This is a genomic window from Streptomyces sp. ISL-66 (genome assembly GCF_018614135.1).
Taxonomy (GTDB): Bacteria; Actinomycetota; Actinomycetes; order Streptomycetales; family Streptomycetaceae; genus Streptomyces.
Genome location: NZ_JAGGOW010000009.1, coordinates 42,272 through 54,446 on the forward strand (window position 1 = coordinate 42,272; position 12,175 = coordinate 54,446).

Genomic DNA, 12,175 nt, shown 5'->3' on the forward strand with positions numbered 1-12,175 from the left:
TCCTCAGATCGGAACGTTCCTCCCTGCCCAACCGTCCCGGCCGCACACGCATTCCCCCGTGGGAGGATTCGGTCAGGTATCGCGATCACGCACGAAGGAGTGCACGTGCCCGGAGAGAATCTGTCCCGTGACGAGGCCCGCGAGCGGGCCGAGCTGCTGTCCGTCGACGGGTACGAGGTGGTCCTCGATCTGAGCTCCGCGGTGGACGAGGCCGAACCGGCCGAGGGCCCCCGGACGTTCCGCTCGGTGACCACCGTCCGCTTCCGCGCCGCCGCGCCGGGAGCTTCCAGTTTCGCGGACCTGATCGCCCCCTCGGTGAACGCCGTGACCCTCAACGGGCGCGAGCTGGACCCCTCGGCCGTCTTCGACGGCTCGCGCATCGCCCTGGCCGGGCTGGCCGCCGAGAACGTCCTGGTGGTGGACGCGAACTGCGCGTACAGCCGCACCGGCGAGGGCATGCACCGCTTCGTGGACCCGGAGGACGGCGAGGTCTACCTCTACACCCAGTACGAACCGGCCGACGCCCGGCGGGTGTACGCGAACTTCGAGCAGCCGGACCTCAAGGCCCCGTACCGCTTCGAGGTGACCGCGCCCGAGGGCTGGCAGGTCTGGAGCAACGGCGCCGAGGAGTCCCGCGAGGGCGCCACCCGGCGCTTCGCCGAGACCGAGCCGATCTCCACGTACATCACCTGCGTGGTCGCGGGCCCGTACCACTACGTCACGGACACCTACACGCGCGGGGACCTGACGATCCCGCTCGGCGCGATCTGCCGCAAGGGGCTGGCCAAGCACTTCGACGCGGACGACGTCTTCCTCGTCACGAAGCAGGGCTTCGACCTCTTCCACGAGATCTTCGACTACCCTTACCCCTTCGGGAAGTACGACCAGGCCTTCGTGCCGGAGTACAACCTGGGCGCGATGGAGAACCCGGGGATGGTGACCTTCCGGGAGGAGTACATCTTCCGCGGGAAGGTCACGCAGGCCTCCTACGAGCGGCGCGCGAACACCATCCTGCACGAGATGGCGCACATGTGGTTCGGCGACCTGGTCACCATGAAGTGGTGGGACGACCTGTGGCTGAAGGAGTCCTTCGCGGACTTCATGGGCTCCTTCGCGCTGGTCGAGGCCACCCGCTTCGACCAAGCCTGGGTCACCTTCGCCAACAACCGCAAGGCGTGGGCCTACCGGGCCGACCAGCTGCCTTCCACGCACCCGATCACGGCCGACATCCGTGACCTGGAGGACGCGAAGCTGAACTTCGACGGCATCACGTACGCCAAGGGCGCGGCGGTGCTCAAGCAGCTCGTGGCCTACGTGGGCCGGGAGGCGTTCCTGGAGGGCGCGCGGCGCTACTTCAAGGCCAACGCCTACGGCAACACCACGCTGGACGACCTGCTGTCGGTGCTCGCGGAGGTCTCCGGGCGGGACATGGCCGAGTGGTCGCGGGCGTGGCTGCAGACGGCCGGGGTGAACGCGCTGACGCCGGTGGTGACCTGTGACGCGGGCGGCCGGATCACCGAACTCGCCGTGGTCCAGGACGGCGAGGAGCTGCGCCCGCACCGGGTCGCGGTGGGCCTGTACCGGCTCGACACGGACGGCTCGCTGGTGCGGTACGCGCGCGCCGAGGCGGACGTGGCCGGGGCGCGGACGGTCGTCGCCGAACTGGCCGGGCAGGAGAAGCCCGCCCTCGTGCTCGTCAACGACGATGACCTCACCTACTGCAAGATCCGCTTCGACGCGGTGTCGCTGGCCACGCTGCGCACGCACCTGGGCTCGGTGGCGGACCCGCTGGCCCGCGCGCTGTGCTGGTCGGCGCTGTGGAACCTGACGCGTGACGCGCTGATGCCGGCGCGGGACTTCGTCTCGCTCGTAGTGGCCCACGCGGGCCGGGAGACGGACGTCGGCGTCCTGCAGATGCTGCACGCGCAGGCCCTGTCGGCGGTCACCCACTACGCGGCCGCGGACTGGCGGGAGCAGGGCGGCCGGGTACTGGCGGCGTGCGCGCTGCAGGAACTGCGGTTCGCCGAGCCGGGGTCGGAGCACCAGCTGACCTGGGCCCGGTTCTTCGCGGCGGGTGCGACGACCGAGGGCGATTTCCAGCTGCTGCTCGGCCTGCTGGACGGCTCGGCGCGGATCGACGGCCTGGAGGTGGACCAGGAGCTGCGCTGGGACTTCCTGCTGCCGCTGGCCGCGCACGGGGCGGTGGACGAGGGCGTCCTGGCCGCCGAACTGGCGCGCGACGACACGGCGTCGGGCAAGCGGCACCAGGTCCGCTGTCTGGCGGCGCGGCCGTCGGCGGCGGTCAAGGACCAGGCCTGGGCGGCGGTGGTGGAGTCGGACGCGCTGTCGAACGCGCTGGTCGAGGCCACGATCGCGGGGATGCAGCAGCCTTCGCAGCGAGCGCTGCTGGCCGGGTTCACCGGGCCGTACTTCTCGGTCATCGAGCGGCTGTGGGCGGACCGGTCGATCCAGATCGCCATGGACGTGGTGAAGGGCCTCTACCCCTCGCTGCAGGACGACCCGGCCACGCTGGACGCCACCGACGCGTGGCTGGCCGCGCACGAGTCGGCTCCGCCGGCGCTGCGCCGCCTGGTCCTGGAGTCCCGCGACGACCTGGCCCGCGCGCTGCGCGGCCAGCACTGCGACGCGACGGCCGGCGCGGCCAAGTAACCTCTGGCCTGCGCTTCACGCGCCGGCGAGGCCGGATTCCCCGGTCCCGCCGGCGCGGTGCGTTCCGGAGGCGAACGGCGGTATCGGCATTCGAACGCCCGTACTTTAGCCCTGTCTTGTCCCGATTTGTCGACGAACGTGTAACAGGGGTTAGCAAGGCCATGGCCTGAGGGAATCACCGCGTCATGAACCAGAACACACCCCTCCCCCTCGCCCACCTCACCGGTACGCGCCCCCGCGTGCTCTCCCTGGCCCAGCTCCGCGAGCACGGCGTCTCCGCCGCCGACGCCGCCGAGCGGGACTGGCAGCAGGTCCTGCCCGGCGTGTTCCTGCTCCACTCCGGACCCGCGACGAGCGAGGAGCGGCTGCACGCGGCGCTGCTCTACGCGGGGCGCCGCGGCGACGAGGTCATGATCACCGGGCTCGCCGCCCTCGCGCTGTACCGGTTCTCCTGCACCGCCACCCTGCCCGGCGTCCCGCAGATCGACGTCCTCGTGCCGAACACCCGCCGGCTGCGCTCCGCCGGGCAGGTCCGCATCGTGCGGGCGCACACCCCGCCCCGGCCGATGGAGGTCACCGGCCTCCCCGTCGCGCCCGTGGCCCGCGCCGTCGCCGACGCCGTCGCCCACCTCTCCGACGCGGGCACGGTCCGCCGGCTGCTCAGCGAGGCCGTGCGCGGCGGGCACTGCGAACCGGCCGCCGTGGTGCGGGAGCTGACGGTGGCCCGGCTGCTGAACCGGCCGCACGTGGTCGACGCCGTGGAATCACTGCTCGCGGAGGGCCGGGCCATCGCCGAGGACCGGCTGTACCAGCTCGTACGGGGCTTCGAGCTCCCCGAGCCGGTCTGGAACGTGGACCTGCGGCTGCCCGGCGGCCCGCACCTCGGCGGGGTGGACGCGTACTGGCCCGAGCACGCGGTCGCCGTGGAGATCGACACCCGGGCCCCGCGCCAGGGCGAGGACGAGCAGTGGTCGGAGTCGGTCCGCAAGCGGGAGACGCTGGAGCGGTGCGGGGTGACCGTCCTGCACATCACCCCGCGCAAGCTCCGCGACTGGCCCGAGCAGCAGGCGGCGGTCGTACGGACCGCCCTGACGGCGTCCGACGACCGCGACCCCGCCGCCTACCTCGTCGTCCTGCCCAGGTGAGCCCGGGCGCTCCACGGCAGTCGCCTCGCGCCTCTACGCGCGCACGCGCGTGCGCTGAGCATCCCGAAGTTGTCACACCCGATCCGGGACGGAGCCGCGCCCCACCTCTGACGGACGGTCGGGAAGTCTACAAATCCATCTTTCAACCGGCAGGTTCGTACCGTTCCACCCCGGTACGGTCCTACTGGCGCATCTCTGGCACTGGCGGGAGTCCGCCACGGCAGGTCTCGGTCAGTGACAACTCTCCCCAAAGAGCTGTCACGTAAGCGAGGCTGACCGGTCATCCGGCACCGAAATCCGGACCGTATCTTTCACTTAGCCAGGGATGCTGATGACCCTCGACTCCCCCGCTCGTCCCTCACAAGGCGGCATACCCGCGTCCCGCCGCGCCGTGCGCGTCGCGGCCGCGGCCGGTCTGGTGGTCGCCCTCGCGGCCACCGGCGCCATGCCCGTCTTCGCGGCGACCGGCACCGACAACCCCACGGCCAACCCGGCGGTCAAGTCGGCAGACCAGAAGCTCGGTTCGGCCGACGTAGAGCTGCTGCAGGAAGCCAAGACCAAGGGTGACAAGACCGTCACCGTCATGGTCGCCACCGCTCCCGGCGAGACCCAGCAGGTGGCCAAGCAGCTCGACGGCGTCCAGGGCGCCTCGGTGGGCCAGACGTACGACAAGCTCGGCTACGTACGCGCCACCCTGCCGACCGACAAGGCGGAGGCCGCGCTGAAGGCGGCCGCCAAGCTGTCCTCGGTGCACGGCATCGACCTGCGGCACGAGATCCAGCTCCCGGACCCCCGTCCGGACGCGGACCGCGAGAGCGGCACCGTCAAGAAGACCTCCGCCGAGACCTATCCCGGGCCGGACAAGAACACCCCCGCGAAGAACCCGTACAACCCGTCCTTCGAGACCGGTGCGCTGGACTTCCTCAAGGAGAACCCGAAGGCCGACGGCCGCGGCGTGACCATCGGCGTCCTGGACTCGGGCGTCGACGTCGGCCACCCCGCGCTCCAGAAGACCACCACGGGCGAGCGCAAGATCGTCGACTGGGTCACCGCGACCGACCCGCTCGCCGACGCCGACGCCACCTGGCGCGCCCAGATCACCCCGGTGGCCGGCGGCGGGTTCACCGCGGGCGGCGCGAGCTGGAAGGCCCCGGAGGGCTCCTACCAGTGGAGCCGCTTCACCGAGTCGATCACCGCCAACGGTGACATGAAGGGCGACGTCAACCGGGACGGGGACACCACCGACCGGTTCGGCCTGCTCTACGACCCGGTCGCCGGGACGGTCCGCGTCGACACCGACCAGGACAACGACTTCACGAACAACGAGCCGATGAAGCCGTACAAGGACGGCTACCAGATCGGCTACTTCGGCACGGACGACCCGGCGACCGAGGTCGCCGAGCGGATCCCGTTCGTGATCGAGATCCGCAAGGACGTCCCGATGGACCCGCTGGGCGGTGACTGGGTCGGCAAGAAGGCCGACTTCGTCAACGTCGGCATCATCGAGTCCGAGCACGGCACGCACGTCGCGGGCATCACCGCCGCCAACGGCCTGTTCGGCGGCGCGATGAACGGCGAGGCGCCCGGCGCCAAGATCGTCTCCTCGCGCGCCTGCTCCTGGTCCGGCGGCTGCACCAACATCGCGCTGACCGAGGGCATGATCGACCTCGTGGTCAACCGCGGCGTGGACATCGTCAACATGTCGATCGGTGGCCTGCCGGCGCTGAACGACGGCAACAACGCGCGCTCCGAGCTCTACAAGAACCTCATCGACACCTACGGTGTCCAGCTCGTCATCTCGGCGGGCAACGAGGGCCCCGGAATCAACACCATCGGCGACCCCGGTCTCGCCGACAAGGTCGTCTCCGTGGGCGCGGCGGTCTCCAAGGAGACCTGGGCGGCCAACTACGGCTCCGGCGTGACGAAGAAGTACAACATGTTCCCCTTCTCCTCGCGCGGTCCGCGTGAGGACGGCGGCTTCACGCCGACGATCACCGCCCCCGGCGCGTCGATCAACTCCATCCAGACCTGGCTGCCCGGCGCACCGGTGAAGGAGGCCGGATACACCCTGCCGGCCGGTTACGGCATGCTCCAGGGCACCTCGATGTCCTCGCCGCAGGCGGCGGGCGCCAGCGCCCTGCTGATCTCGGCCGCCAAGCAGCAGCACATCGCCCTCACCCCGGCGAGCCTGCGCATCGCGCTCACCAGCAGCGCGAAGAAGATCGACGACGTCCCGGCGCACGCCCAGGGCGCGGGCCTGATCAACATTCCCGGCGCGTGGGAGTCCATCCAGCGCGGCGCGAAGGCCAACGAGTTCACCGTCAAGGCGCCGGTCGACACCGCGATCGACCAGTTCCTGAAGACCCCGGGCTTCGGCACCGGCGTCTACGACCGCGAGGGCGGCCTGAAGGTCGGCCAGAAGAAGGTCTACGACGTCGTCGTCACCCGCACCACCGGCGTCAAGTACGGCACCCGGCACGACCTGAGCTGGCGCAACAACGACGGCACCTTCAAGGTCATCGGCGGCTACGACTACGTCACCCTGCCGCTGAACAAGCCCGTCACCATCAAGGTCGAGGCCAAGGCCACGTCGGCCGGCGTGCACAGCGGCATCCTGCAGCTGGACGACGAGACCACCGAGGGCATCGACAAGCAGATCCTCTCCACGGTCGTCGTCTCCGCCCCGCTGGCGAAGCCCTCGTTCAGCTACTCGGACACCTCCTCCGTGCAGCGCAACAGCCACAAGTCGTACTTCGTCACCGTCCCGGCGGGCGCCAAGACCCTCGAGGTCGCCCTCGGCGGTCTGAAGCCGGGCAGCCAGACCCGCTTCATCTCGATCCACCCGTACGGCGTGGGCGTCGAGGACAGCGCGACGACGCAGTGCTACCCGAACTACGACAACCCGGCGAACCTGTGCCGCCCCGACCTGCGTTCGTACCCGAACCCGCAGCCGGGCGTCTGGGAGATCGAGGTCGAGTCGCGCCGTACGTCGCCGCTGCTCGACAACCCGTTCACGCTGGACGTCTCCGTGCTCGGCGCGGTCTTCGACCCCGCGGTCAAGGTCCTGCCCGAGGTCAAGCAGGGCACCCCGGCGCCGGTCCAGTGGACCGTCAAGAACGACGGCGCCGCCATCTCCGGCAAGCTGCAGGGCGGCGCGCTCGGCTCCGCGAAGGTCGCCAAGCCGACCATCGCCGCCGGTGAGACCCAGACCACCGAGGTCACCATCGGCGAGGGCGTCTCCCGCCTCGACATCGCGATCGGCAAGGTCTCCGACGCCGCAGCCGACCTCGACCTCGACATCTACAAGGACGGCGTCAAGGTCGGCTCCTCCGCCGACGGCGACTCCGACGAGGCCGTGAGCCTCGTCAACCCGGCCGCGGGCACCTACAGCATCCAGGTGTTCGGCTACGCGATCCCGTCCGGGTCCACCACGTACGACTACCGCGACGTCTACTACTCGGCCGCCCTGGGCACCGTCCAGGTCGACGAGTCCGCCGCGGTCAACCTCGCCAACGGCGCCTCGGCGTCCGTCTCCGCGAACGTGCTGGTCAACAGCGCAGCCCCGGAGGGCCGCCAGTTCTTCGGCGAGGTCAAGCTGCTCAACGCCCGCGGCACCGCCGCCGGCACCGGCAGCGTGCAGATCGAGAAGGTCCTCCCGTAGCGGAGGCCGGCTGATCGCATGACGAGCGCATGACGGAGGGGCGGGCACCCGATCACCGGGTACCCGCCCCTTCGGCTTGCTCCGTACGGCCGCGAGCAGGCAGAACGAGCGCTCAGAGGGGTTGCGACGCGGCCGTCATGCGGCCCTCACGGAGCTGACGCGGGGGGTCGCACCCCCGGCGCCGTCCGCTCCTCGGACAATGGATTGGACAAGGCTCGTGGTGTCGAACGCATGATGGTTTCGCGCGCGCCCGCGTCGTACACGCCCAAACATGTACTTACGTGTCCATACGTATCGAAGGAGTCACCGTGAGGGTCGGAATCGTCGGAGCCACCGGACAGGTCGGCGGAGTCATGCGCGGCATCCTCGCCGAGCGCAAGTTCCCGGTGGACGAGCTGCGGCTGTTCGCCTCCGCGCGTTCTGCGGGCTCCACCATCGAGTGGGACGGCCGGGAGATCACCATCGAGGACGCCTCCACGGCCGACTTCTCCGGCCTGGACATCGTGCTCTTCTCCGCGGGCGGTGCCACGTCCAAGGCCCTCGCCGAGAAGGTCGCCTCGCAGGGCGCCGTCGTGATCGACAACTCCTCCGCCTGGCGCCGCGACCCCGAGGTCCCCCTCGTCGTCTCCGAGGTCAACCCGCACGCGATCAAGAACCGCCCCAAGGGCATCATCGCGAACCCGAACTGCACCACCATGGCCGCGATGCCGGTGCTGCGCCCGCTGCACGACGAGGCCGGCCTGACCGCGCTGGTCGCCACCACCTACCAGGCCGTCTCCGGCTCTGGCCTGGCGGGCGTCGCCGAGCTCAAGGGCCAGGCCTGCGCGGTCTCCGAGGCCGCCGACCAGCTGACCTTCGACGGCGGCGCGGTGGAGTTCCCGGAGCCGAAGGTCTACCAGCGGCCGATCGCCTACAACGTGGTCCCGCTCGCGGGCAACCTGCTCGACGACGGCTCCTTCGAGACCGACGAGGAGCAGAAGCTCCGCAACGAGTCCCGCAAGATCCTGGAGATCCCGGAGCTCAAGGTCTCGGGCACCTGCGTGCGCGTGCCGGTGTTCTCCGGCCACTCCCTCCAGGTCAACGTCCGCTTCGAGCGTCCGATCAGCGTGGAGCGCGCCTACGAGCTGCTGAAGGACGCCCCGGGCGTCGAGCTCTCCGAGATCCCGACCCCGCTCCAGGCCGCCGGCAAGGACGCCTCGTACGTGGGCCGCATCCGCCTCGACGAGACCGCCGAGAACGGCCTCGCCCTGTTCCTCTCGAGCGACAACCTCCGCAAGGGCGCCGCGCTGAACGCGGTCCAGATCGCGGAACTGGTCGCGCAGGAGCTGCGCCAGGGCTGATCCAGATCACGCACACCACCGAGGGGCGGCACCGTGACGGTACCGCCCCTCGGGTGTGTCTCGTCTAGAGCGCCAGGTGGCGCCGCAGAGCCGCGTCGATCTCCGCCATGCGCTGACGGGGGACCACGCCGACGCGCTGCAGGAAGCGCTCGGACGCCATGGCCCTCACCTGCTCGCACTGCACCTTGGAATCCTTTACGAGCCCGCACTCGGCGGCAGCCAGGAGCACCTGGAACGGGTAGACCCGGGAGGTGTTCGACGTGAGCGGCACGACCGTGATGACACCACGTCCCATCCGCGCGACGGCCACGTTGGCGCCATCGTTCGACACGATGACGGAAGGACGCGCCTTGTTCGCCTCGCTTCCGCGAACCGGCTCGTAGTCGACCAGGTAGATGTCACCGCGCTTCATCGGTCAGCCCATCGCCCGAGAACTGGTTCCAGAACGCGGCGTCCTCGCTCGCTTCCCACTCGGCGAAGGCAGCCTCGTAGTCAGCCTCCAACTGCGACGCCCGCAGTCTTTCGATCGCAGCGTGTATCACCGCTGACCGTGAGTTCGCTGCTGTCGCGGCAGCGTACTCATCGACGAACTCGACATCCTCCTGAGGCAGGCTCACGCTAATCTTCATACCCTGATGCTACCGAAGTAGGACAACCTCCGCTACCTCAGTGTCAAGCTTGGCGGCCCGGGCATGTTCGCCCGTGGATTACTCCGGCGCGGTGACACGGCCCGCGTGGAAGGATGGGCCGGAACGTCACCATCGAAGGAGATGAACGCGTGCCAGGCACGAATCTGACCCGTGAAGAGGCTCAGCAGCGCGCAAAGCTGCTCAGTGTGGACTCGTACGAGATCGAGCTCGATCTCAGCGGAGCGCAGGAGGGCGGTACGTACCCCTCCGTGACCACCGTGCGCTTCCAGTCCGCCGAGGCCGGCGCCGAGACCTTCATCGACCTGGTCGCGCCGGCCGTGCACGAGGTCGTCCTCAACGGCAAGGCCCTGGACGTGGCCGCCGTCTTCCGGGATTCCCGGATCACGCTCGGCCACCTCGCCGCCGGGGCCAACGAGCTCCGCGTGGTCGCCGACTGCGCGTACACCAACACCGGTGAGGGTCTGCACCGCTTCGTCGACCCGGTCGACGAGCAGGCGTACCTGTACACCCAGTTCGAGGTCCCGGACGCGCGTCGCGTCTTCGCGAGCTTCGAGCAGCCCGACCTGAAGGCGACGTTCCGGTTCACCGTGACCGCCCCCGAGGGCTGGACGGTCATCTCGAACTCCCCGACGCCGAAGGCCCCGGCCGACAACGTCTGGCGCTTCGAGCCCACCCCGCGCATCTCCACGTACATCACGGCCCTGATCGTCGGCCCGTACCACGCGGTGCACAGCTCCTACGAGGGCCCGGACGGGCAGTCCGTCCCGCTCGGCATCTACTGCCGGCCCTCGCTCGCCGAGTTCCTCGACGCCGACGCGATCTTCGACGTGACCCGGCAGGGCTTCACCTGGTTCCAGGAGAAGTTCGCGTACGACTACCCCTTCGCGAAGTACGACCAGCTCTTCGTGCCGGAGTTCAACGCGGGCGCGATGGAGAACGCGGGCGCGGTCACCATCCGCGACCAGTACGTCTTCCGCTCGAAGGTGACGGACGCGGCGTACGAGACGCGCGCCGAGACGATCCTGCACGAGCTCGCGCACATGTGGTTCGGCGACCTGGTCACCATGGAGTGGTGGAACGACCTGTGGCTGAACGAGTCGTTCGCGACGTACACCTCGATCGCCTGCCAGGCGTACGCGGAGGGCTCGAAGTGGCCGCACGCGTGGACGTCCTTCGCCAACTCCATGAAGACCTGGGCGTACCGGCAGGACCAGCTGCCGTCCACGCACCCGATCATGGCCGACATCCGTGACCTGGACGACGTCCTCGTCAACTTCGACGGCATCACGTACGCCAAGGGCGCCTCGGTGCTCAAGCAGCTCGTGGCCTACGTCGGCCAGGACGCCTTCTTCAAGGGCGTGCAGGCGTACTTCAAGGCGCACGCCTTCGGGAACACCCGCCTGTCCGATCTGCTGGGCGCCCTGGAGGAGACCTCCGGACGCGACCTGACCGCCTGGTCGAAGGCGTGGCTGGAGACGGCCGGCATCAACATCCTGCGCCCGGAGATCGAGACCGACGCCTCCGGCGCGATCACGGCCTTCGCCGTCCGCCAGGAGGCCCCCGCGCTGCCGGCGGGCGCCAAGGGCGAGCCCGTCCTGCGTCCGCACCGCATCGCGGTCGGCCTGTACGACCTGGCCGACGGCAAGCTGGTGCGCACCGACCGGATCGAGCTGGACATCGACGGCGGCCTGACGGCCGTCCCGGAGCTCGTGGGCCGCGCCCGACCGGCCGTCGTGCTGCTCAACGACGACGACCTGTCGTACGCCAAGGTCCGCCTCGACGAGGTGTCGCTCGCCAACGTCACCGCGCACCTGGGCGACTTCACCGCATCGCTGCCGCGCGCGCTGTGCTGGGCCTCGGCCTGGGACATGACCCGCGACGGCGAGCTGGCCGCCCGCGACTACCTCGCCCTCGTCCTCTCGGGCATCGGCAAGGAGTCGGACATCGGCGTCGTCCAGTCGCTGCACCGCCAGGTGAAGCTGGCCGTCGACCTGTACGCCGACCCGGCGTGGCGCCAGCAGGGCCTGGCCACCTGGACGGAGGCCGCGCTGGAGCACCTGCGCGCGGCCGCGCCGGGCAGTGACCACCAGCTGGCGTGGGCCCGTGCCTTCGCGGCGACGGCGCGCACCGAGGAGCAGCTGACGTACCTGTCCGCGCTGCTGGACGGCTCGCAGGAGATCAAGGGCCTGGCCGTCGACACCGAGCTGCGGTGGGCGTTCCTGGAGCGCCTGGTCGCCACGGGCGTCGCCGGCGAGCCGGCCATCGCGGCCGAACTGGAGCGGGACAAGACGGCGGCGGGCGAGCGCCACGCGGCGACCGCCCGCGCGGCGCGTCCCACGGCCGAGGCCAAGGCCGAGGCGTGGGCCTCGGTCGTCGAGGGCGACGCGCTCCCGAACGCGGTGCAGGAGGCCGTGATCGGCGGCTTCGTCCAGAGCGACCAGAGGGAACTGCTCGCCCCCTACACCGCGAAGTACTTCGCGGCGGTCAAGGAGGTCTGGGACACCCGTAGCCACGAGATCGCCCAGCAGATCGCGGTGGGCCTCTACCCGTCCCTCCAGGTCTCCCCGGAGACCCTCGCGGCGACGGACGCCTGGCTGGCCTCGGCCGAGCCGAACGCGGCCCTGCGCCGCCTGGTCTCGGAGTCCCGCGCGGGCGTCGAGCGCGCGTTGAAGGCCCAGGCCGCCGACGCCGCAGCGGCTTCCTGACGCC

The 12,175-nt window shown here is 70.3% G+C and carries 7 protein-coding genes; 5 read left to right on the forward strand and 2 right to left on the reverse strand.

Going from position 1 to position 12,175, the window contains the following annotated elements:
* Window positions 1–105: 105 nt before the first annotated feature.
* From pepN (J7E97_RS02250) to J7E97_RS02265, 4 genes are all read left to right on the forward strand, one after another.
* Window positions 106–2,670 (forward strand): aminopeptidase N, encoded by a 2,565-nt coding sequence (gene pepN, locus J7E97_RS02250; protein ID WP_215021607.1) that lies wholly within the window; start codon window positions 106–108, stop codon window positions 2,668–2,670.
* Between the two features lie 185 nt (window positions 2,671–2,855).
* The gene (locus tag J7E97_RS02255) at window positions 2,856–3,815 is read left to right on the forward strand and encodes a hypothetical protein (protein WP_215021608.1); all 960 of its coding nucleotides are present in this window, start codon (window positions 2,856–2,858) and stop codon (window positions 3,813–3,815) included.
* A gap of 331 nt (window positions 3,816–4,146) precedes the next feature.
* Complete coding sequence (locus J7E97_RS02260; protein WP_215021609.1) at window positions 4,147–7,476, forward strand: S8 family serine peptidase; 3,330 nt, start codon at window positions 4,147–4,149, stop codon at window positions 7,474–7,476.
* Between the two features lie 308 nt (window positions 7,477–7,784).
* Window positions 7,785–8,816, forward strand: coding sequence for an aspartate-semialdehyde dehydrogenase (locus tag J7E97_RS02265; protein ID WP_215021610.1), 1,032 nt, complete (start codon window positions 7,785–7,787; stop codon window positions 8,814–8,816).
* Between the two features lie 64 nt (window positions 8,817–8,880).
* Here the strand turns inward: J7E97_RS02265 and J7E97_RS02270 are convergent, their stop codons facing one another.
* Entirely contained in the window at window positions 8,881–9,228 is a 348-nt protein-coding gene (locus J7E97_RS02270) for a type II toxin-antitoxin system PemK/MazF family toxin (RefSeq protein ID WP_215021612.1), read from the reverse strand.
* The gene (locus J7E97_RS02275; RefSeq protein WP_215021614.1) at window positions 9,215–9,445 is read right to left on the reverse strand and encodes a ribbon-helix-helix domain-containing protein; all 231 of its coding nucleotides are present in this window, start codon (window positions 9,443–9,445) and stop codon (window positions 9,215–9,217) included. The genes J7E97_RS02270 and J7E97_RS02275 overlap by 14 nt, the downstream gene beginning before the upstream one ends.
* A 149-nt stretch (window positions 9,446–9,594) precedes the next feature.
* On the opposite strand from J7E97_RS02275, the gene pepN (J7E97_RS02280) reads away from it, so the two are divergent.
* Window positions 9,595–12,171, forward strand: a complete 2,577-nt coding sequence (pepN, locus tag J7E97_RS02280) for an aminopeptidase N (protein WP_215021616.1) — start codon at window positions 9,595–9,597, stop codon at window positions 12,169–12,171.
* Window positions 12,172–12,175 lie beyond the last annotated feature (4 nt).

Bases quoted from the DNA above. Each gene is read 5' to 3' on its own strand.
- J7E97_RS02255 (WP_215021608.1), top strand. From the start codon at position 2,856: ATGAACCAGAACACACCCCTCCCCCTCGCCCACCTCACCGGTACGCGC.
- J7E97_RS02275 (WP_215021614.1), bottom strand. From the start codon at position 9,445: ATGAAGATTAGCGTGAGCCTGCCTCAGGAGGATGTCGAGTTCGTCGAT.
- J7E97_RS02270 (WP_215021612.1), bottom strand. From the start codon at position 9,228: ATGAAGCGCGGTGACATCTACCTGGTCGACTACGAGCCGGTTCGCGGA.
- J7E97_RS02260 (WP_215021609.1), top strand. From the start codon at position 4,147: ATGACCCTCGACTCCCCCGCTCGTCCCTCACAAGGCGGCATACCCGCG.